21 protein-coding genes are annotated in these 20,491 nt (G+C 71.9%); 11 read left to right on the top strand and 10 right to left on the bottom strand.

Annotation, left to right across the window (positions count from 1 at the left end; translation table 11 throughout):
- Positions 1-254: 254 nt before the first annotated feature.
- The 5 genes from AMK10_RS31865 to AMK10_RS31845 form a co-directional block, all read right to left on the bottom strand.
- Complete coding sequence (locus AMK10_RS31865) at positions 255-1,046, bottom strand: MerR family transcriptional regulator (protein ID WP_073752372.1); 792 nt, start codon at positions 1,044-1,046, stop codon at positions 255-257.
- A 15-nt stretch (positions 1,047-1,061) separates the two neighbouring features.
- A complete protein-coding gene (locus AMK10_RS31860) occupies positions 1,062-1,823 on the bottom strand; it encodes an ABC transporter permease (RefSeq protein ID WP_073752370.1) in 762 nt (253 codons plus the stop codon).
- Positions 1,820-2,629, bottom strand: a complete 810-nt coding sequence (locus AMK10_RS31855) for an ABC transporter ATP-binding protein (protein ID WP_073752904.1) — start codon at positions 2,627-2,629, stop codon at positions 1,820-1,822. The genes AMK10_RS31860 and AMK10_RS31855 overlap by 4 nt, the downstream gene beginning before the upstream one ends.
- Positions 2,630-2,816: 187 nt before the next feature.
- Positions 2,817-4,199: an NAD(P)/FAD-dependent oxidoreductase gene (locus tag AMK10_RS31850; protein WP_073752368.1), complete on the bottom strand. Its 1,383-nt coding sequence runs from the start codon at positions 4,197-4,199 to the stop codon at positions 2,817-2,819.
- Between the two features lie 154 nt (positions 4,200-4,353).
- A complete protein-coding gene (locus tag AMK10_RS31845) occupies positions 4,354-5,715 on the bottom strand; it encodes an FAD-dependent oxidoreductase (RefSeq protein WP_073752366.1) in 1,362 nt (453 codons plus the stop codon).
- A 323-nt stretch (positions 5,716-6,038) separates the two neighbouring features.
- Between AMK10_RS31845 and AMK10_RS31840 the strand changes: the two genes are divergently transcribed.
- Positions 6,039-6,476, top strand: a complete 438-nt coding sequence (locus AMK10_RS31840) for a nitroreductase family deazaflavin-dependent oxidoreductase (protein ID WP_073752364.1) — start codon at positions 6,039-6,041, stop codon at positions 6,474-6,476.
- A gap of 61 nt (positions 6,477-6,537) precedes the next feature.
- Here the strand turns inward: AMK10_RS31840 and AMK10_RS31835 are convergent, their stop codons facing one another.
- From AMK10_RS31835 to AMK10_RS31825, 3 genes are all read right to left on the bottom strand, one after another.
- Complete coding sequence (locus AMK10_RS31835; RefSeq protein WP_073752362.1) at positions 6,538-7,467, bottom strand: PmoA family protein; 930 nt, start codon at positions 7,465-7,467, stop codon at positions 6,538-6,540.
- On the bottom strand, positions 7,464-8,627 hold the full coding sequence (locus tag AMK10_RS31830) for a Gfo/Idh/MocA family protein (RefSeq protein ID WP_107428538.1): 1,164 nt from the start codon (positions 8,625-8,627) through the stop codon (positions 7,464-7,466). Before AMK10_RS31830 ends, AMK10_RS31835 begins: the two co-directional genes overlap by 4 nt.
- Positions 8,628-8,733: 106 nt before the next feature.
- Positions 8,734-9,708 (bottom strand): acetylxylan esterase, encoded by a 975-nt coding sequence (locus AMK10_RS31825; protein ID WP_073752360.1) that lies wholly within the window; start codon positions 9,706-9,708, stop codon positions 8,734-8,736.
- Between the two features lie 154 nt (positions 9,709-9,862).
- Between AMK10_RS31825 and AMK10_RS31820 the strand changes: the two genes are divergently transcribed.
- Entirely contained in the window at positions 9,863-10,186 is a 324-nt protein-coding gene (locus AMK10_RS31820; protein ID WP_073752358.1) for a DUF2087 domain-containing protein, read from the top strand.
- A gap of 60 nt (positions 10,187-10,246) precedes the next feature.
- Here AMK10_RS31820 and AMK10_RS31815 read toward each other — a convergent pair whose 3' ends face one another.
- The gene (locus AMK10_RS31815) at positions 10,247-11,071 is read right to left on the bottom strand and encodes an aldo/keto reductase (protein WP_073752356.1); all 825 of its coding nucleotides are present in this window, start codon (positions 11,069-11,071) and stop codon (positions 10,247-10,249) included.
- A gap of 207 nt (positions 11,072-11,278) precedes the next feature.
- Between AMK10_RS31815 and AMK10_RS31810 the strand changes: the two genes are divergently transcribed.
- Positions 11,279-12,580 (top strand): alpha/beta fold hydrolase, encoded by a 1,302-nt coding sequence (locus tag AMK10_RS31810; protein ID WP_073752354.1) that lies wholly within the window; start codon positions 11,279-11,281, stop codon positions 12,578-12,580.
- Between the two features lie 12 nt (positions 12,581-12,592).
- On the opposite strand, the gene AMK10_RS31805 is transcribed toward AMK10_RS31810, so the two are convergent.
- Positions 12,593-13,165, bottom strand: a complete 573-nt coding sequence (locus AMK10_RS31805; RefSeq protein ID WP_073752352.1) for a rhodanese-like domain-containing protein — start codon at positions 13,163-13,165, stop codon at positions 12,593-12,595.
- Between the two features lie 212 nt (positions 13,166-13,377).
- On the opposite strand from AMK10_RS31805, the gene AMK10_RS31800 reads away from it, so the two are divergent.
- The 8 genes from AMK10_RS31800 (at position 13,378) to AMK10_RS31765 (ending at position 20,490) form a co-directional block, all read left to right on the top strand.
- Complete coding sequence (locus AMK10_RS31800; RefSeq protein ID WP_073752350.1) at positions 13,378-14,100, top strand: PIG-L deacetylase family protein; 723 nt, start codon at positions 13,378-13,380, stop codon at positions 14,098-14,100.
- 87 nt (positions 14,101-14,187) lie between these two features.
- Positions 14,188-14,787 carry a helix-turn-helix domain-containing protein gene (locus AMK10_RS31795; protein WP_073752900.1) on the top strand — a complete coding sequence of 200 codons (600 nt, stop codon included), beginning with the start codon at positions 14,188-14,190 and terminating at the stop codon, positions 14,785-14,787.
- A gap of 102 nt (positions 14,788-14,889) precedes the next feature.
- Positions 14,890-15,858 carry an NADPH:quinone oxidoreductase family protein gene (locus AMK10_RS31790; RefSeq protein ID WP_073752348.1) on the top strand — a complete coding sequence of 323 codons (969 nt, stop codon included), beginning with the start codon at positions 14,890-14,892 and terminating at the stop codon, positions 15,856-15,858.
- Positions 15,855-17,045 carry an acyl-CoA dehydrogenase family protein gene (locus tag AMK10_RS31785; protein WP_073752346.1) on the top strand — a complete coding sequence of 397 codons (1,191 nt, stop codon included), beginning with the start codon at positions 15,855-15,857 and terminating at the stop codon, positions 17,043-17,045. Before AMK10_RS31790 ends, AMK10_RS31785 begins: the two co-directional genes overlap by 4 nt.
- Positions 17,042-18,157, top strand: coding sequence for an acyl-CoA dehydrogenase family protein (locus tag AMK10_RS31780; protein WP_073752344.1), 1,116 nt, complete (start codon positions 17,042-17,044; stop codon positions 18,155-18,157). Before AMK10_RS31785 ends, AMK10_RS31780 begins: the two co-directional genes overlap by 4 nt.
- A 229-nt stretch (positions 18,158-18,386) precedes the next feature.
- On the top strand, positions 18,387-19,262 hold the full coding sequence (locus AMK10_RS31775; RefSeq protein ID WP_073752342.1) for a phosphatidylinositol-specific phospholipase C/glycerophosphodiester phosphodiesterase family protein: 876 nt from the start codon (positions 18,387-18,389) through the stop codon (positions 19,260-19,262).
- 125 nt (positions 19,263-19,387) lie between these two features.
- On the top strand, positions 19,388-19,582 hold the full coding sequence (locus tag AMK10_RS31770) for a hypothetical protein (protein ID WP_073752340.1): 195 nt from the start codon (positions 19,388-19,390) through the stop codon (positions 19,580-19,582).
- A gap of 158 nt (positions 19,583-19,740) precedes the next feature.
- A complete protein-coding gene (locus AMK10_RS31765) occupies positions 19,741-20,490 on the top strand; it encodes a hypothetical protein (RefSeq protein WP_073752338.1) in 750 nt (249 codons plus the stop codon).
- Position 20,491: the final 1 nt, after the last annotated feature.

Genomic DNA, 20,491 nt, shown 5'->3' with positions numbered 1-20,491 from the left:
CGTGCTCCGTGTCGGTGCCCCTGTCCGACGGCCCGTCACGGACCGTTCGCCCTTTGTCGCCGAACTGCTCCACCTGTACGAGCGACGAAGGCTCACCGGTGCCCCGGGTCATCCGGGCACGAGTCGGCCCGTGACGCGTTCAGCCACCTCCCCGGAGGTGTGCCGCGACGATCCGCGCGGTGACCGGTCGACCCCTCGCGCCCGTGCAGGCGCGAGCACCACCGCACGACGTCGCCGAGGCCGCCGACCTGCCGTCAGGAGGGCGGCGGTTCAGGAGGGAGCCTGTCGGCAGGCACGCGCTCGATGCGGGTCCACCCCTCCCAGCCACGCTCCTTGAGAATCGCCAGCACCAGTTCGGCGCCCGGTGCGGACTCGAGCATGGCCGAGTCCATCAGGGCGACGAACTGGTCGTCGAAGCCGTCGGTCCCCACCTCGCCGGCCTCCACGGCGCGAATCATCAGGCGCTCCAGGACATCGGCGACCTCGACGATCCGTGGGTCACCGGCCCGCCAGTCGGGCTCCCCGGTGAAGAAGCCGTAGAGCCTCACCATGTCGGGATCGTCCAGCTCCTCGTGCTTCATGGCGATCACGGCGCCGATCTGGTCGGGCACCTGCGCGGCGATCATGATCCAGGCGTCCCGCTCCAGTTCGAGGTACCGCTTCCCGACACCGAGACCGCGCAGCCGGTCGAGATAGTCCACGACGCACTGCGGGAGCGCCAGATGCTCTCCGGCGGCGAGCCGGGCGAGCCGGGCGCGGGTGTCCCGCAGCCGCCGGATCTCGGCGCGCAGACCCTTGTCGATCTCCTCGACGCCGGCGGTGAACTCCGCGGGCCCGGCGTCGAGGAGTTCCTGCACCCTGGCCAGCGGTACGCCGGAATCGGCCAGGGTGCGGATCCGGATCAGCCGCACGACCGCGGCGGCATCGTAGGTCCGGTACCCGGACCGGTCGCGCTCGGGCTCGGGCAGCAGGCCGATCTTGTGGTAGTGGCGTACCGCCCGCACCGTCACCCCCGCGTACCGCGCCAGCTGGCTGATGGTGAGCATGGGCACCAGCCTGCCTCAGGCGATCTTCCGGCGGTAGGCGGTCATCGCGAAGACGTACGCCACGACGAGGATGCCCACACACCACACGAGCGCGATCCAGATGTCGTCGCCGACCGGCCGCTCCGTGAACAGGGCACGGATCGAGTCGACGATCGACGTCACCGGCTGATGTTCGGCGAACCAGCGCACCGGGCCCGGCATCGTCTCCGTGGGCACGAACGCCGAGCTGACGAACGGCAGGAAGATGAGCGGGTAGGCGAACGCGCCCGCGCCCTCGACCGACGACGCGGAGAGCCCGGGGATCACGGCGAGCCAGGTCAGCGCCAGGGTGAACAGGAGCAGGATGCCGGTGACCGCCAGCCAGGCCGACACTCCTGCACCCGAGCGGAAGCCCATGAGCACGGCGACGCCCACGACGAGGACGAGCGCGATCAGATTGGCGACCAGCGAGGTGACGACATGGGCCCACAGCACACCCGACCGTGCGATCGGCATGGACTGGAACCGCTCGAAGATCCCGCTCTGCACATCGGTGAACAGCCGGTACGCGGTGTAGGAGATGCCCGATGCGATGGTCATGAGCAGGATGCCGGGCAGCATGTAGTTCACGTACGAGGCCGACCCGGTATCGATGGCGCCACCGAACACGTAGACGAACATCAGCATCATGGCGACCGGCGTGAGGACGGTCGTGATGATGGTGTCCATGCTGCGGGTGACATGGCGCAGGGTCCGCCCCGTGAGCGCGGCGGTGTCGCTGAAGAAGTACCCGGTCATCCCTGTTCCCCCGTTGTCGTGCCGATGACGGCGTTCCTGTCGCCGCCGCCGACGACCGAGAGGAAGATCTCCTCCAGAGTCGGCTGCTTCTCGACGTACTCCACCGCGGCGGGCGGGAAGAGCTTCTTGAGCTCGGCGAGCGTGCCGTTCACGATGATCCGCCCCTGGTGCAGGATCGCGATCCGGTCGGCCAACTGCTCGGCCTCGTCCAGATACTGCGTGGTGAGCAGCACCGTCGTGCCGTGACCGGCGAGCTCCTTGACCGCATCCCACACCTCGATGCGCGCCTCCGGGTCGAGTCCGGCTGTCGGCTCGTCCAGGAAGATCACCGGGGAATTCCCGATGAGGCTCATCGCGATGTCCAGCCGGCGGCGCATCCCGCCCGAATAGGTGGACACCTTCCGCGCGCCCGCCTCGGTCAGCGAGAAGCGCCTGAGCAGGTCGTCGGCGATCGCGCCCGGGTCCTCCAGGTGACGCAGCCTGGCGACGAGCACGAGGTTCTCCCTGCCGCTGAGGATCCCGTCGACGGCCGCGAACTGTCCGGTGAGACTGATGGACTCGCGCACGCTCGCGGGCTGTTCGGCCACGTCCAGGCCGTTGACGCTCGCCGTCCCCGCGTCTGCCTTGAGCAGAGTCGCGAGGATCCTGACCGTCGTGGTCTTGCCCGCCCCGTTGGAGCCGAGCAGGGCGAAGATACTGCCCCGCGTCACGTCGAAGTCCACACCGCGCAGCACTTCGACCTTCCCGTACGACTTCTCCAGACCCCGCACGCTCAGCGCCGGGCCGGCGATCGATCGGGCCGTCATGGTCATCCGCCTCCTTCGCGGAGCTGTTCCGGGCAAGGGCTGCCAGGAAGCTCCTGCCGGAAGGATGGAGGGTTGACCCAGCGTCAAGGTCAAGTCCGCTCCTGAGCGGCGACGAGCGACGAGCGACGACAACGCGGCGAGCGTGCGTGCCAGACGCCGCGAGCCCGGCAGGATCCGGAAAGACGGCCTAACCGCCCGGAGCCCGGCGGACCGCCGCCGCTTCCCACTCCTCGCGGTCAGGTCCGTCGAACTCCGGAACGTAGTCCCGGTGCTGGTCGAGCCAGCGCGCGATATGGGCGCGCACCTCCTCGGTGGCGTAAGCCTGTTCACCCGTCAGCACGAGGTGGCGCACATGCGCGCGTGCCCGCATGACCACGGGGTCGTCGAGAGCACAGGCCGACCTCGCGGCCTTCTCGCGGGCGGCGCCCGTGACCTGCCTGCCCGTTGCCTCCGGCGCGCCCCGGCGGTGCCTGTCCGCCGCCTCGTCGGCCGCCGCCTGGATCTCGAACCACGGGCGAAGGGTGCGCACCGCCCAGCGGTGGTACTCCTCGGCGAACGCGACGGGATCGCGTGGTGCCCCGTCGGCGTGGTGGGCGATCCACTGCGCCGCCCACAGGCCCAGCGCCGTGCCCTGGCCCATGGTCGGGTTGGTGTGGGTGAGGGAGTCCCCCAGGCCGACCAGCCCCGTCACCACCGGGCCGGAGTCCGTGACGAGGGAGGTCCAGCGGTTGTCCAGACCGCCCATCGCGTGGACGTCGGAGACGGCTTCGGGGTCCAGTGCCAGCCAGGCGGCGACCGCCGGGAACAGCCGGGCGACCCTCTCGAAGACCTCCGGGTCCCGAAGCGCGGCGCGCGTGGGCTCCGCCGTGGACACGGTCAAGGAGACCGCGAACGTGCCGTTGTCCGAGGGGAAGACCCCTCCGACGGCGACGGGCGAGAACGAACCGTACGTGACCCGCCCGGGGTTCGCCGGACCGTCGGTCCGCAGCCTGTACCACCGGCAGAAGTACGCGATGCCGGTCCGGTGACTCTCCACCACCGGCGCGCGGCAGCCGGCCCCGGTCAGCCAGCGGCCGACCTCCGACCGGCGTCCTCCGGCGTCCAGCACCAGACCGGCGTCATGGCGTCCGGACGCCGACTCCACCCCCGTCACCCGCGGGACGGCCCCGGACCGGTCCGTGAGGAGTCCGAGCGCGGGGTCCCCGCGCCGCATCTCGATGGACGCCTCACGCGCGACCGCCGCGCTCAGGTCCTCGTCGCCGGGACGGGCGGGCGGCCGCTCGGGGAACCAGTCCAGCTCATGGCGTTCGACGGCGCCGCGGCGCAGCATGTCCTCGTGGACGTCCGGGGCCTCGGCGCGCAGCACCGTGCGTACGGGAGCCAGCAGGGCGTGCGGCTGGACCGCCTGGGGCACGCCCGGCCGCTGCCAGTCGAAGAAGTCCGTGTCGAGGTGCTCGCCGGGCTGCCGGGCATCCCGCTCGAACACCGTCACCGAATGACCCCGGCGGCCCAGGAAAAGGGCCGCCGCCACACCACTGATCCCACCGCCGACAATCGCCACGTGCGTCACAGCAGACCCCCCCGCGCATGCGCTACGCACCCCATCGTAGCGAGGCGCTCGCATGCGCTCGGGGCCGTCCTCGGGGGCCCGGCCCCGGAATGCACGGCGCCCCCGGAGCCTCCTTGACGGGAGGCCCGGGGGCGCGTACGGCTCGCCGGATCGGTCAGGCCCCGGAGGCGTCCAGCATGGCGGTGCGCTCGACGACCTTGATGCGCTCACGGCCCTGCTCGGCGCCGAGCGCCTGCTCGTGGGCGTCCAGCCGGTGCCAGCCCTCCTTGGTGGTGTAGCGGACTCCGCGCTGCTCCAGGTAGTCGACGACCGCGTCGGGCTCGGGCTGCGTGGGGGCGGGCAGCCGGCCGGCGGAGTGGTCCTCCAGCAGGCAGGCCACGGTCTCGTTGGCGTCGCCCTTGGTGTGCCCGATCAGGCCGATCGGACCGCGCTTGATCCAGCCCGTGACGTACACCGACGTCATCGGCTCGCCACCGGTGAGCACCCGGCCGGCCTCGTGCGGGACGGTGCCGGAGGCCACGTCGAAGGGCAGCTTCGGGAGCTCCTCCGAGTAGTAGCCCACCGCGCGGTAGACGCTCTGCACGTCCCAGTCCGTGAACCGGCCGGTGCCCTTGACGTTGCCCGTACCGTCCAGCTCCGTGCGCTCCGTCCGCAGGGCGACGACGCTGCCGTCCTCGCCGACCACCTCGACCGGGGACTCGAAGAAGTGCAGGAACAGCTTGTGAGGACGGTCGCCGATGTCCCGGATCGCCCAGTTCTCCAGCGTGGAGGCGACCATGTTGGCCTGCTTGTTCTCCCGGCGGGTGGCGATCGAGCCCTCGTCGTAGTCGATGTCCTCGGGGTTGACGATCACCTCGATGTTCGGGGAGTGGTCCAGCTCGCGCAGCTCCATGGGGCTGAACTTCGCCTGGGCCGGCCCGCGCCGCCCGAAGACGTGCACCTCGAGCGCCTTGTTCGCCTTGAGACCGTCGTAGACGTTCGCCGGGATCTCGGTCGGCAGCAGTTCGTCCGCGGTCTTGGCGAGGATGCGTGCGACGTCCAGGGCCACGTTGCCCACACCGAGCACGGCGACCTTCTCCGCCTCCAGCGGCCAGGTGCGCGGAACCTCGGGGTGGCCGTCGTACCAGGCGACGAAGTCAGCGGCACCGTAGGAGCCGTCGAGCTCGATCCCGGGTATGTCCAGGGCTCGGTCGGCGTCGGCACCGGTGGAGAAGATCACGGCGTCGTAGAAGGACCGCAGGTCGTCCAGGCCGATGTCGTTCGGGTAGTCGACGTTGCCGAACAGCCTCAGCTGGGGCTTGTCCAGGACCTGGTGCAGCGCCTTGACGATGCCCTTGATCCGCGGGTGGTCGGGAGCCACGCCGTAGCGGATCAGGCCGAAGGGTGCGGGCATGCGCTCGAACAGGTCGATCGATACGCCCGGGTCCTGGGCGGCCTCGGACTTGAGAAGCGCGTCCGCTGCGTAGATTCCGGCGGGACCGGCTCCGACGATGGCGACGCGGACGGGGCGTGTCATGGAGTGTTGTTCCTTAGGGCGGACGACCACGGGCAAAGTGCAGCGGGGTAAGGCTTGGCTTACTCCGCTGCCCCCACGGTACGGCCTGTGGCCGGGAGTCCCTGGAGCGGGGCGTGGGGATATTTCGGAAATAAAGGTGCAAAGCGGCCTAAATGATCTCGGTTTCTGTGAGTGGATTCTTCCCCGGCCGTCTCACGGGGTTCCAGAGAATGAGACGGCGTACGCCGGGCAGGCTGTACGCCGGTGTCCCCGCGCGCTCCTCGCGGCTGCCGGAGCCATGATGGGGCACAGCACCGCAGCACTCCGACGAGAGGACATGTGCCATGCCGATCGAGGGCGAGTACGAGCCGAGCCCCACGACGTGGGTCCGTGAACAGGTCGAGCTCATCGAGAGCTCCGGGGGCACGCAGGGGACCACCATGCGCGGCATGCCCGTCATCCTCCTCACGACGCGCGGAGCCAAGAGCGGCAAGCTCCGCAAGACCCCGCTCATGAGGGTCGAGCACGGCGGGGAGTACGCCGTGGTCGCCTCCCTGGGCGGCGCCCCCAAGCACCCCGTCTGGTACTACAACGTCCAGGCCGACCCCCACGTGGAGCTGCGGGACGGCACCGAGCGGCAGGACATGGTCGCCCGCGAGGTCACGGGCGAGGAGAAGGCCCTGTGGTGGGGCCGCGCCGTCGAGGCGTTCCCCGACTACGCCGACTACCAGACCAAGACGGACCGCGAGATCCCGGTATTCGTCCTCACCGCTGCCGGGTGAGCCGCGACGCCGGAAGGCCGGGTCGGGGCGCGCACGCCCGGACCCGGCCGGTGCCGGTCGGCTACCAGCGCAGGCCGCCGACCGCCGCGGCGATCCGGTCGCGTTCCCAGGCGCCGTCCGCGACCAGGACGCGGTAGCGGCGGGTGAGCGTCGCACCCGGGTCCAGCACCAGCTCCTCGTGGAAGGCGAACGACGGGGCGACCGCCGCGAAGGGGGTGTTGCGCACGAACCAGTGCGCCGGGTGCTGCCCGTCCGAACCGCTGTGGCCGTTCTCGGGGGAGTGGACGAACACGAGGGTCGCGTGCCCGTCGGACTCGTCGTGCTCACCGCTGTACGCGAGCCACGGGGCCTGCTTCCCCATCATGTCCGGGCCTTCCGCGTCCGGCGCGAGGATCCGGCCGTCCCGGAAGGCCCGCGGCCCCCGCCAGAACAGCCCCGTGTAGCCCGCGTCCGGACGTCCGTGCGTCGTCGGGCTGCCGAAACGCAGCGGCTCCTCGCGCCGGTTGGTGATCGCCGAGGACCAGGTCAGCGCCCAGCTGCCGGTCACCGCGTCGACGTCGTGCACCTCGATACGGCGCGTCTCGTCGGCCCAGAGCCCGCCGCCGCGCGGGTGCCAGGTCAGCCGCTCCGCGAAACGGACCGAGCCGTCGTCGGCCGAGACCTCGTCGAAGCCGGCGTGCGCCATGGAACCCACGCGCTCCGGCAGGGCGAGATACCCCTCGCCGTGCACATAGCTGTTGCCGCCCCAGAGGTTCGCCCCCGACAGATGTGAGGCGGTCATCTGGAGACCCTTGTGCCAGCGGTGGTCGTTGGGGCGGTAACCGGTCACGACCCGGCCGGACAGCGTGCGCAAGGGGTGGATGTACGGCTTCGGAGCCTCCCAGGCGTCCTCGGCACGGTAGACGTAGCGCAGCAGCTCCACCCCGCTCTCGGCCGCGGTGACCGCGAGGTGCTCGCCGTGCCGGTGGACGAGTTCCAGGGCCTTCGTCATGCCGGCACCTCCGCGCGCGGTTCCCGCGACTCCGGCGCCCAGCCGGGTGCGTCGCCGTGCAGTGCGGCGTAGTACGGATCGCCGGGACCGATGTCACCCGCCCGTACCGTGGCCCCGGTGAAGGCCGCCTTGTAGAGCGCCGTGACCAGTTCGAGGGTCTTCCGGCCGTCCGCGCCGCTGCTTCGAGGCCTGCGTCCCGCCCGGAGGTCCTCGAGCAGGCCCGTCAGCTGCGCATGGTGCGAGCTGGGCACATCGGGCCCGAAGTCACGCCAGGCGTCGGCTTCTTCGGAGGGGACCCCGGGGGCCGGGGTGATCCGCCAGTCCGCGTTGCGATGTCCGTACAGATGGGTGAGCTCGACCGTCGCGCGCTCGCAGTCGATGCGTATCCGGCTCACCTCGTCCGGGCTGAGCACGCTGTTCACCACGGTGGCCATCGCGCCGTTCTCGAAGCGGATGAGCGCGGTGGAGACGTCCTCCGTCTCCACGTCGTGCACCAGCCGGCCCGCCATCGCGCGGATCTCCGACCACGGACCCAGCAGATCGAGCAGCAGGTCCATCTGGTGGATGCCGTGTCCCATCGAGGGTCCGCCGCCCTCGCTGCTCCACGTGCCCCGCCAGGGAACGGCGTAGTACGCGTCGTCGCGGTACCAGGTGGTCTGGCAGTGGGCCACCAGCGGGCGGCCCATCGCCTGTCCGGCCAGCAGCTTCCGGACGTGCCCCGAGCCCGAGCCGAAGCGGTGCTGGAAGACGATCGCCGCGAACGGCCCCTCGCCCTCCGGGCCCTCGGCCGCCTCGATCGCGTCGAAGTCCTCGAGCGAGGGGCAGGGCGGCTTCTCGCACCACACCCACGCCCCGGCGCGCAGCGCGGCCACGGTCTGGTCGCGGTGGAACCGGGGCGGGGTGGCGAGAGTGACCAGGTCCGGACGCTGTTCGGCGAGCATCCGGTCGAGGTCGGTGTACGCGTGGGCGATCCCCGCCTCGGCGCAGAACGCCTCGGCCGACGCCGCGTCGACGTCGACCGCCGCGACGACCTCCAGCGGCTGCCCGGCGGCGAGCGCGGTCAGCGCGGGCAGATGACTGCCGCGCGCGATCGCGCCCGTACCGATGATCGCGACCCGCAGCGGGACCGGGTGCGAAGGATGGCTGGTCGTGACAAACACCCCTTGGAGCGAAGATATGGGCACTCGCCGGACAGCAAGCGCTTTCTCTCCCGGAAACCTAGGCTCCGCGCGCGAGGCGGGTCAAGGGGTTCCTGCCCTGTGCTCGTCAGGCCTTCAGCAGCCGGGGCAGCCAGGCCAGTTGCGCGGCGTGCTGGAACGGGCCGCCGCCCTCGTGGTCGTTGAAGTCGTAGATCTCGATCTCCTTGTCGGCGTGCGCGTACGCGTTGAACGCGCCGAACACCGTCGACGGCGGGCAGGTCAGGTCCTCCAGGGCGACGGAGAACAGGGCGGGAGCCTTTCCTCGCGCGGCGAAGTGCACCCCGTCGAAGTACGAGAGGGTCCTGTCGGCCTGCTCGGCCCGGCCCCGGTGGGTCTTGAGGTAGTCGCCGATCTCGCGGTACGGCTTCCGGTCGGTCATCCGGGTCGCCCGGGGGAAGTCGCAGAGGAACGGGACGTCGGGCGCCACGGCCGCCAGGTCCGGCACCAGTCCGCCGGCCGCGAGGGCCAGGCCGCCGCCCTGGCTCGCGCCGACCACCGCGGAGCGCGAGGCGTCGGCCAGCGGGTGCGAGCGGGCCGCCTCCACCGCGCGTACCGCGTCCGTGATCACCCGGCGGTAGTAGTACGTCTCCGGGTCCTCGATGCCCTGGGTCATGAACCCGGGCAGCGACGGCCCCGAGCCCACGGGGTCGGCGGTGTCGCCCGGCGCCCAGCCGCTGCCCTGGCCCCGGGTGTCCATCACGAAGTGCGCCAGGCCGGCCGATGCCCAGAGCAGATGGGTGTGCGGGAGGCTGCGCCCGCCGCCGTAACCGATGAACTCCACGACCACCGGCAGGGGTTCCGTGGTGCCGGCCGGTATGACGAACCACCCCTTGACCGGGTGCCCGCCGAATCCGGCGAACGTCACGTCGTACACGTCGACCGTGGTGAGGCCGACGTCGGTGCGCTGCTCGAAGCGGGCGTCCAGATCGTGCGTTCCGGCCTCCGCGAGCGTGGTCGACCAGAAGGTGTCGAAGTCCTCGGGCTCCACCGAACTGCTGCGATAGGTGCGCAGTTCTTCGAGGGGGAGATCGAACAGGGCCATTGCGGGACCACCTTCAACCGAAAGAGTGAATGAATGGTCACACCGTACGACGGTCGGCCCGAAGGTCAAGATGCTGTCCATTTCGCCGGGCGTGCCGCTTTCCGGTGGGAGAAAACGCGTTGCCCCGCCGTCCGGTGGCTGCGAGGCTTCCGGCATGTCCGATACCGACACCCTCGCCGCCCGCCAGGTGGCCGCCCTCTTCTCGCGCGGGCGCCTGACGGCGATCCCTCGTAAGCCCGCTCGTCGTGCGCAGTTGCTGGAGCACCTCGCGCACACGCTCTTCGAGCACGGCCGGGTGTACACCGAGCGCGAGGTCAACGACGCGCTGCGCACCGTTCACGAGGACTGCTCGGCCCTGCGGCGCTACATGGTGGTCGCCGACCTGCTGGAGCGGCCGAGGGACGGCAGCAGCTACCGGCGGGGGAGCGGGTCCCGGGACGTTCCGGCCGCCTCCGCCGCGGTGCCGACGGGCGTGTGAGACGAGCCGCCGGCCGGCGTGCGGAGGCCGGCCGGCGGGCGAGAGGGCCCTGGGGGGCGCTCAGTTGAGGGTGTCGGGGTCCGGGCCGATGCGCATGCCTCGGTCCAGTCCGGCGATCGCGTCCATGTCGGCGTCCGGGAGCTCGAAGCCGAAGACGTCGATGTTCTGCCGGATGCGCGCGGGCGTGACCGACTTCGGGATCACGACGTTGCCGAGCTGGAGGTGCCAGCGCAGCACCACCTGGGCCGGGGTCGTCCCGTGGCGCTCGGCGATGGAGAGCAGCGCCGGGTCGTCCAGCAGAGTGCCCTGGGCCAGCGGGCTCCACGCCTCGGTGGCGATGCCGTACTCCGCGTGCACGGCGCGCAGTTCGCTCTGCTGGAGCCCGGGGTGCAGCTCGATCTGGTTGACGGCGGGGACGAGCGAGCTCTCCTCGCGAAGGCGGCGCAGGTGGGCGGGCTGGAAGTTGGAGACGCCGGCGGCCCTGATCCGGCCGTCGGCCAGCAGCTTCTCCAGCGCGCGCCAGGTGTCGACGTACAGGTCGCGCTCGGGGGTGGGCCAGTGGATGAGGTAGAGGTCCACGTGGTCCAGGCCGAGCTTGGCGAGGCTGGCGTCGAAGGCCGTGAGGGTCGCGTCGTACCCCTGGTCCGCGTTCCAGAGCTTCGTCGTGATGAACAGCTCCTCGCGGGCGAGCCCGGACTCGGCGAGCGCGCGGCCCACGCCCGCCTCGTTTCCGTACACGGCGGCGGTGTCGACGGAGCGGTAGCCCGCGTCGAGGGCGCTGGAGACCGCGGCCGCCGTCTCGTCGTCGGGGACCTGGAAGACGCCGAAACCGAGCTGCGGGATCGCGACGCCGTTGTTGAGCGTGACGGTGGGGACCGTGGACATGGTGGGGCCTCTCATGGGTGCGGCTGAACCGATCTGCGTACGATGGTTACTGGCGTCAACAATAATTGCATACGCGGGTTAATGGCAAACGCGGACGAAGTGTCGCGGTGCGCTCGGGGCCGCCGCGAGGTGCGTGCGCGGGCCGGGACCGAGCGTGTCACGGTGATGTGCTGAACTGTCCGGGAATCACCGATAAAGGAGCTCTTCTTGAACAGTTATCGCCAGCCCGGCACCGTCCTCACCGACCGTCGCTTCACGGTCCCGCTCGACCACGGCGATCCGGGCGGCGAGACCATCGAGATCTTCGGCCGCGAGGTCGTGGCGAGTGCGAAGGCCGGGGAGGATCTCCCCTGGCTGCTGTATCTGGAGGGCGGCCCCGGTTTCGGTGCCCGCCGCTTCAGCGGTACGGAGGCCTGGCTCGGCAGGGCGGTGCGGGAATTCCGTGTGCTGCTGCTCGACCAGCGCGGCACCGGGCTCTCCACCCCGGCCAACCGGCAGACCCTGCCCCTGCGCGGCGGACCGCGCGAGCAGGCCGGCTATCTGGCCCACTTCCGTGCCGACAGCATCGTCCGCGACTGTGAACTGATCCGCCCGCAGCTCACCGGCGGCGCCCCCTGGACGGTGCTGGGGCAGTCCTTCGGAGGCTTCTGCGCCGTGCGTTATCTGTCGGCCGCCCCGGAGGGGCTGCGAAGCGTCCTGATCACCGGCGGGCTGCCCTCCCTGGACGCGCACGCCGACGACGTCTACCGCGCCGCCTACCCGCGCATCGAGCGCAAGGTCGCGGCCCACTACGCCCGCTACCCGCAGGACGTCGCCCGCGCCCGCGCGATCGCGGCGTACCTCGCCGAGCACCGCCCCGAGAGCGGCGGCCACCGGCTGACACCCGAGGGGTTCCAGTCCCTGGGCATCATGCTGGGCACCGGGAACGGCAGTCACCAGCTGCACTACCTCCTGGAGAACGCGTTCGTGGAGGGTGCGCGCGGGGCCGAGCTCTCCGACGCCTTCCAGGAGGCCATGCGCACGGCCACCTCGTTCGCCGGGCACCCGCTCTACGCCCTCATGCACGAGGCGATCTACGGCCAGGGCGGGCGGCCCACGGACTGGGCCGCCGAGCGCGTCCGCGCCGAGTTCCCGCAGTTCGACGCGGCCGGAGCGCTCGCCGGTGACGGGCCCCTGCTCTTCACCGGCGAGAGCATCCACCCCTGGCACTTCGACGTCGATCCCGCGCTGCGCCCGCTGCGCGAGACGGCCGGGCTGCTCGCCGCCCGCACCGACTGGCCGGTCCTCTACGACGCCGAGCGGCTCGCGGCCAACGAGGTCCCGGTGGCCGCCGCCGTCTACCACGACGACATGTACGTCGACACCGGCCACGCGCTGAGCACGGCGTCCGCGATCCGCGGTCTGCGTACGTGGGTGACCAGCGAGTACGAGCACGACGGCGTGCGCGCGGGCGGCCCCCGGGTGCTGGACCGGCTGCTCGCTCTCGTGCGGGACGAGAGCGAGCGTTAGGAGCCGGGCCCGTCAGCCCTGGAGGGTGTCCAGGGTGGCGTCCAGGTCGGCCGCCGAGTGGGGGGCGCGGTTGTACGGCAGCTTCGAGAGGGCGGCCGCCATGCCGCAGGTGTTGCTCACCGCGGAGTAGACGAGGCCCGTGCCGATGCCCGCCGACAGCCAGCGCGCCGCCGGGAAGCGCCGTCCCGCGATCAGGCCGGCGACCACCAGCGAGCCGGCGGCGAGCCGCACCTGCCGCTCCATCGGCCACGTGGTGCGGGCGCCCTCCGGGCGGTCCAGGCCGTGACCGTCGCCCTCCCACGCCGAGGTGCCGCCGGTCAGGGTGGCGGCCTCGATGTCGGCATCGGCGAGGATCTCGCACGCCCGGGTCGAGCGGACGCCGGAGGCGCACACCACCAGCAGGGAGCCGCGCGCCGAGGCCGACTTCAGGGCGGGCACCGCCTCGCCGAGCCGGTCGAGGGGGATGTTCAGGGCGCCGGGGACATGTCCCGACGCGTACTCCCCGGGAGCCCGGACGTCGATGACGGTGAACTCCTCCAGGCGGGTTGCGGCCTGGGCGGGGGTGAGGGAGGCGGGGCTGATCACGAGCGGAATTCCTTTCGGTCGCCGGGGCGGGGCGGCCCGGGGTCCTGCTCACCCCGGCGGCCCCGGACGTTCATCATACCCCCAGGGGTATAAATGCCACGTGGGGCTGGCTCGCCCGCGGTGTCCCCGGCCGGAGCGACTCCTCCCTCCCTGCCCCGAACCGCTTCCGCAATGCACGTGTCCGTCCCCCTTCCCTGGATAGCCTGCCGGGTATGACAGAGCAGCTGGAACCCATGCCCACCGACTGGCAGCGGGCGCTGGCGGTGGTCGCCCACCCCGACGACCTGGAGTACGGCTGCGCGGCGGCCGTGGCCGGATGGACCGACGCGGGACGTGAGGTCACCTACCTCCTGGCGAGCCGGGGTGAGGCGGGGATCGACACCATCGCCCCGCAGGAGTGCGCCCCGCTGCGGGAACGGGAGCAGCGAGCGAGCGCCGCGGCCGTGGGCGTCTCGGCCGTGGAGTTCCTCGACCACCGCGACGGCGTGATCGAGTACGGCACGGCGCTGCGCCGCGACATCGCCGCCGCGATGCGCCGGCACCGTCCCGAGCTGGTCATCACCCTCAACCACCGTGACACCTGGGGCGGCGTGGCCTGGAACACCCCCGACCACCGCGCCGTCGGCCGGGCCGTCCTGGACGCGGCGGGCGACGCGGGCAACCGCTGGATCTTCCCGGAACTCGGCCTCGAACCCTGGGACGGAGTGCGCTGGGTCGCGGTGGCGGGAACCGACCGGCCCACCCACGCGGTCGACGCGACACCGGGGTTCGAGCGGGCGGTCCACTCGCTGCTGGCCCACCGCACCTATATCGAGGTGCTGACGGACGAGGACCCGGAGGCGTACTGCCGTACGTTCCTGACGGGTGCCACCGGGTCGGCCACCGAACGCTTCGGAGGCCGCCCGGCCGTCGCCTTCGAGGTGTTCCCCCGCTGACCGGGGAAGGCGCCGCGCCGTGCGTTGCGTGGTGTCGCGACCGGGTCCGGATTGACACATCGGTTTGCTGATTCTGCAATGGGCTCCATGAAGGAACAGAAACAGGACGACCCCGAGCTCGACGCCGTACTGACCGGCGTCGGGCCCCGGCTGCGGCGGCTGCGCAAGGACCGGGGGGTGACGCTCGCCGGACTCTCCGAGGCCACCGGCATCTCCGTCTCCACGCTGTCCCGTCTGGAATCCGGCGGCAGGCGCCCCAGTCTCGAACTGCTGCTCCCCATCGCCCGGGCCCACGAGGTGCCGCTCGACGACCTCGTGGGCGCGCCCCCGGTGGGCGACCCGCGCGTCAAGGCCAAACCGATCGTGCACGGTACGAAGACGTCCCTGCCGCTCTCCGCCAGGCCGGGCGGACTCCAGGCGTACAAGGTCATCCAGACCGCCCCGTGCTCCGACGAGACCGAGCAGCGCACCCACGAGGGATACGAGTGGCTGTACGTCCTCAGCGGCCGCCTGCGGCTCAGGCTCGCCGAGCACGACCTGGTGCTGGTGCCCGGCGAGGCCGCCGAATTCGACACCCGGCTGCCCCATGCGTTCGGTCCCGCCGGTGAGGAGCCGGTCGAGTTCCTGAGCCTGTTCGGGCCGCAGGGGGAGCGGATGCATGTGAGGGCCAAGCCGAAGCGTTCCTGATCGCTCCGGAGCCGACGGGCGCGAGGTGTTCCCAGACGGGCAAGCGACCGCTTAGTATGCGCCGGAGCAGTGGTAATGCCGACAGTGTTGTGGAGGCCCCTCATGCAGGCATGGCGAGTGCACCGGAACGGTGAGCCGAGCGAGGTGATGGAGCTCGAAGAGACGGACCGGCCCACCCCCGGCGACGGGCAGGTGCTGCTCGAGGTACGCGCGGCGAACATCAACTTCCCCGACGCGCTGCTCTGCCGGGGCCAGTACCAGGTGAGGCCCCCGCTGCCGTTCACCCCCGGCGTCGAGATCTGCGGCGTGACGGAGGACGGACGCCGGGTGCTCGCCACCCCCGCCCTCCCCGGCGGCGGCCTCGCCGAGTACGTCGTCGCGGACGAAGCGGCGCTCCTTCCGGCTCCGGACGCGCTGGACGACGCCGAGGCCGCCGCACTCCACATCGGTTACCAGACCGGCTGGTTCGGCCTGCACCGGCGCGCCCACCTCCAGGCCGGGGAGACGCTCCTGGTGCACGCGGCTGCGGGCGGCGTCGGCAGCGCGGCGGTCCAGCTCGGCAAGGCCGCGGGCGCCACCGTCATCGGAGTCGCCGGAGGCCCCGAGAAGGCCGCGATCGCCCGTGAGCTGGGATGCGACCTGGTCATCGACCGCCGGAGCGCGGACATCGTCGCGGTGGTCAAGGAGGCCACCGGCGGACGGGGCGCGGACGTCGTCTACGACCCGGTCGGCGGAGACGCCTACGCCAAGTCCGTCAAGTGCATCGCCTTCGAGGGCCGCGTGGTCGTCGTCGGTTTCGCGAGCGGCACGATCCCCACGCCGGGTCTCAACCACGCCCTGGTGAAGAACTACTCGATCGCCGGGCTCCACTGGGGCCTCTACAACACCAAGGACCCGGCCGCCGTGCGCGCCTGCCACGACGAGCTCACCAAGCTCGCGGCGCAGGGCGTCATCAAGCCGCTGATCAGCGAACGCGTGCCCATGGCCGATGCCGCGCGCGCCGTCCAGAAGGTCGCCGACGGCACCAGCACGGGCCGGATCGTCGTCCTGCCGTCAGGAGGAACCCGATGAGCACCGCCCTCGACGCGGCGAAGATCCGCGAGCTCACCCAGGAGCTGCTGGCCGCCCACCCGCCGGCCACGACCGGCCGCAGCGACTTCCTCGAGGCGCGCTTCGACGCCGGGCTCGCCTGGGTGCACTACCCGGCGGGGCTCGGCGGCCTGGACGCGCCGCGCTCCCTCCAGCCCGTCGTCGACGCCGAACTCGCGGCCGCCGGAGCCCCCGACAACGACCCGCGCCGCATCGGCATCGGTCTCGGCATGGCGGCCCCGACCATCCTGGGATACGGCACCGACGAGCAGAAGCAGCGCTTCCTGCGCCCGCTCTGGGTGGGCGACGAGGTGTGGTGCCAGCTCTTCAGCGAGCCCGGCGCGGGCTCCGACCTCGCCGCACTGGGCACGCGTGCCGTGAGGGACGGCGACGACTGGGTGGTCGACGGGCAGAAGGTCTGGACGTCCAGCGCGCACGTGGCCCGCTGGGCGATCCTCATCGCCCGCACCGACCCGGACGTCCCCAAGCACCGCGGCATCAGCTACTTCATCTGTGACATGAGCGACCCGGGCGTCGAGGTCCGGCCGCTGCGCCAGATCACCGGCGAGGCCGAGTTCAACGAGGTCTTCCTCACCGGCGTACGCATCCCGGACAGCAGGCGGCTCGGCCCGGTCGGCGACGGCTGGAAGGTCGCCCAGACCACCCTGATGAACGAGCGCGTCTCGATCGGCGGAGCCCGCATCCCCCGTGAGGGCGGCATGATCGGCACCGTCGCGAAGACCTGGCGCGAACAGCCCGCGCTGCGCACCCACGACCTCCACCAGCGGCTGCTCACGCTCTGGGTCGAGGCCGAGGTCGCCCGGCTCACCGGCGAGCGGCTGCGCCAGCAGCTCGTCGCGGGGCAGCCCGGCCCCGAAGGCTCCGGCATGAAGCTCGCGTTCGCCCGCCTCAACCAGGAGATCAGCGGCCTCGAAGTCGAACTCCTCGGCGACGAAGGCCTGTTGTACAGCGACTGGACGATGCGCCGCCCCGAGCTCGTCGACTTCACCGGACGCGACGCCGGTTACCGCTACCTGCGGTCCAAGGGCAACTCCATCGAGGGCGGTACGAGCGAGGTGCTGCTCAACATCGTCGCCGAGCGCGTCCTCGGTCTGCCCGTCGAGCCGCGTAACGACAAGGACGTCGCCTGGAAGGATCTCGCCCGATGACCGCACAGCCCGAAGCCGCACCCGACCTGCTCTACTCGGAGACCGAGGAGGACCTCAGGTCCGCCGTGCGCTCGCTGCTCGCCGACCGGGCCGACGCGCCGACGGTCATCGCGGGGATCGAGTCCGACACACCGTACGACCTGCGCTTGTGGGAGTCGCTCGCGACTGGGATCGGGGCGGCGGGACTGCTGGTGCCGGAGAAGCTCGGCGGCCAGGGTGCCGGCCACCGCGAGGCCGCGGTCGTCCTGGAGGAGCTGGGGCGCAGCGTCGCCCCCGCGCCCTACCTGACGAGTTCCGTCGTCGCCACCGAGATCCTCCTCGCGCTCGGCGCGGGGGACGGCCCGGTCGCGGATCTCCTCGGCGAGCTGGCCGCGGGCCGCAAGATCGCCGTCCTCGCCCTGCCCTTCGCCGCACCGGCGGCCGACGCGGCAGCGGCGTTCACCGGGACCCTCGACAGGACCGTGACCGGGGTCGCCGAGGCGGCCGTGGCCGACGTGCTGCTCGTGCCCGCATCGGACGGCCTGTACGCGGTGGAGACCGGCGGCGAGGGAGTCACCGTCCAGCCGCTGGTCCCGCTGGACCTCACCCGTCCGCTCGCGGAGGTCACCCTCGACGGGGCGACCGGAACCCTTCTCGCCGGGGCCGGGCCCGCGGCCGAGGCCGTCGCGCGGGGCCTGCTCGCCGGTGCGGGACTGCTCGCCTCCGAGCAGCTCGGGCTCGCCGAGTGGTGCCTGACCGAGACCGTGAGGCACACCCGCGAACGCCACCAGTTCAACCGGCCGGTGGGCTCCTTCCAGTCGCTCAAGCACCGGATGGCCCAGCTCTGGCTGGAGGTCGTCTCCGCGCGAGCCGCCGCCCGCAACGCGGCGGACGCTCTGGCGACCGGCAGCCCGGACGCGCCGCTCGCGGTGGCCGTGGCCCAGGCGTACTGCTCCAGGGTCGCGGTGCACGCGGCGGAGGAGTGCGTCCAGCTGCACGGCGGGATCGGCATGACCTGGGAGCACCCCGCCCACCTCTATCTGAAGCGGGCCAAGGCCGACTCGATCGCGTACGGCACGGCGGGGCGCCACCGCGAGACGATCGCCGGGCTCGTGGAGCTTCCCGCTCCGTAGATCCGGCCGGCGGCGGACCGTCAGGGCGGGGGCGCGTGCCCCCGCCCTGACGCGTGTCCGCCCTGTGCCGGGGGCGGTGTGCACGGGGAACTCCAGGCGCAGCGCAGCCGACGGACGGACGACGGTGACGCCAACTCTTGGCAGGTACCTGCCTTTCGGCGCGTCCGCGCCCCCATACTCGTCGCGTCCGTCCACCCGCTCTGCCCGCCCCACCGCTTCAGGAGACCCCATGGCACACCTGACCCGTCGCAGAGTCGTCACCACCGCCCTCGCCACCGCCGCCGCATGCGCGTTCATCCCCGCCCAGGCAGCCACCGCCGCGCCTGCCACCGTGCGGCCCGCCGGCCCTCGCCCCCTGGCCCGGGCCCACGCGCACAACGACTACCTGCACGCGCGTCCCCTCCACGACGCACTCGCACACGGATTCACCAGCGTCGAGGCGGACATCTTCCTCGTGGACGGCGAACTGCTCGTCGCCCACGAGCCCGAGACCCTCGACCCCGCACGCACCCTGGTCTCGCTCTACCTCGACCCCCTGCTGGCCCGGGTGCGCGCCCACCACGGATCGGTCCACGCCGGACACCGCGCGCCGCTGCAACTGCTGATCGACATCAAGACCGACGGAGCTGCCGCCTATCTCGCGCTCGACCAGCTGCTCCGGCGCTACCGGCCGATCCTCACCCGCTACGACCGCGGCCGGGTCCGCTCCGGCGCGGTCACCCCCGTCATCTCGGGCGACCGTGCCGCCCGCGTCCCCATGGAGGCACAGACCACCCGGTACGCCTTCTACGACGGCCGCCCCGACGACCTCGGCAGCGCGGCCCCCGCCTCCTTCATCCCGCTCATCAGCGGCAACTGGACCCAGGCCTTCAGCTGGCTGGGCACTGGCCCCTTCCCCACGGCCGAACGCGACAGGCTGCACACCTTCGTCTCGGCCGCCCATGCCGCGGGCCAGCGGGTCCGCTTCTGGGGCACCCCCGACATCGCCGGCCCGCAGCGTGATGCCGTATGGGCCGAGCTCCTCGCCGCGGGCGTCGACCACCTCAACACGGACGACCTCGCGGGACTCGAAGCCTTCCTGCGCCGCCGCGAGGACGGCCGCTGACCGCGGACCCGGTCACCGTGCGTCACTACCCGTTCGGCCGACACGCCAGTGCGCCGAACGGCCCCTCCGCTGCGTCACACTGGCGGCCGAATGCCGCAATTCCGGCGCGGCGGAGGAGGTTGGCCATGGCCATTTCGATCTCAGTGGTGCTGCTTCTGCTGATCCTCGCAGCGATCTTCCTGCGCAACGGCGGACTCAAGCTCTCGCACGCGATCGTCTGCGCCCTGCTGGGTTTCCTCCTCGCGGGTACGAGCATGGCTCCCACCATCCACGAGGGGATCACCGCCACCGCGAACGTCGTGAGTGACCTGCGGCCCTGACCGCGCCACCTCTCCAGGTGGGAGAATGTCCACCCGATCGTGGCGGAGTGCCGCACGGGTCCCGTACGGGGCGTTACCGTCGTACGCGGGCCCCTGCGCGCGCTTCGCCGGCATGGCTCGGACCCGACCGCCCGGCCACGTACCTGGAGAACGCAGCAATGTCATTTCCGCCCCCCGGACGGCAGTCGGGCGCCGCACACCACGAGTACTGCAACAACGCCCTGTGCTGCCGGTGCCAGCAGCGGCAGTGGACGACGAGACTCGGCGACGAAAAGCTCTGCGGCCCCTGCGCCGCCTGCTGCCGTGACTGCGGGCGGGCTCCGGCCCCGCACCTGGACGGGCTCGACGACGGTCTCTGCGCGGAATGCCGTGGCCAGTGCGGCCGGTGCCAGCGCCGGCTGCCTCCGGAGGGTCCCTGCCCGTGCCGCAAGTGGCGCGAGCGGGCCGGCGGCGACCCGGTCGCCTACATCCTCCAGGCGCTTCCGCAACCGCTGGTCCAGGCGCTCGGCCACCGCCACCCCCGTACGGTCCACGATCTGATCCACCAGGAACTCTCCCGGCGCACGCCCAACCAGCTCCTGGAACGGGTCGAGCGCCGGTGGAACGTCCGCTGGTCCCACGCCCTGCACGAGAAGGACGAGGACGGCCGGCGCCGCTGGGCACCGCAGGAGATCGCCGAGGCGCTGGTGGGGCCCAGCCGCTGCGCGGATCCCCAGTGCGAGGACGGCTATCTGATCACCACCGACACCCCGTGCGGCCAGTGCCTACGCCCCACCCACCGCTTCGTCACGTCCGTGGCCGACCGAACGGCCACCTCGGACCACGCCCGGGCCACCGCCGCACAGATCAGGCGGGCCCTCGTCGAAGGCCGCTCCGTCAAGCCGGGCAAGCGGCGGCCGACGGGCTGAG

This window comes from Streptomyces sp. CB02058 (genome assembly GCF_001905505.1).
Classification (GTDB): domain Bacteria; phylum Actinomycetota; class Actinomycetes; order Streptomycetales; family Streptomycetaceae; genus Streptomyces.
Note: the sequence above shows the minus strand (reverse complement) of the source record. Positions and strands in the feature narration are given on the sequence as shown.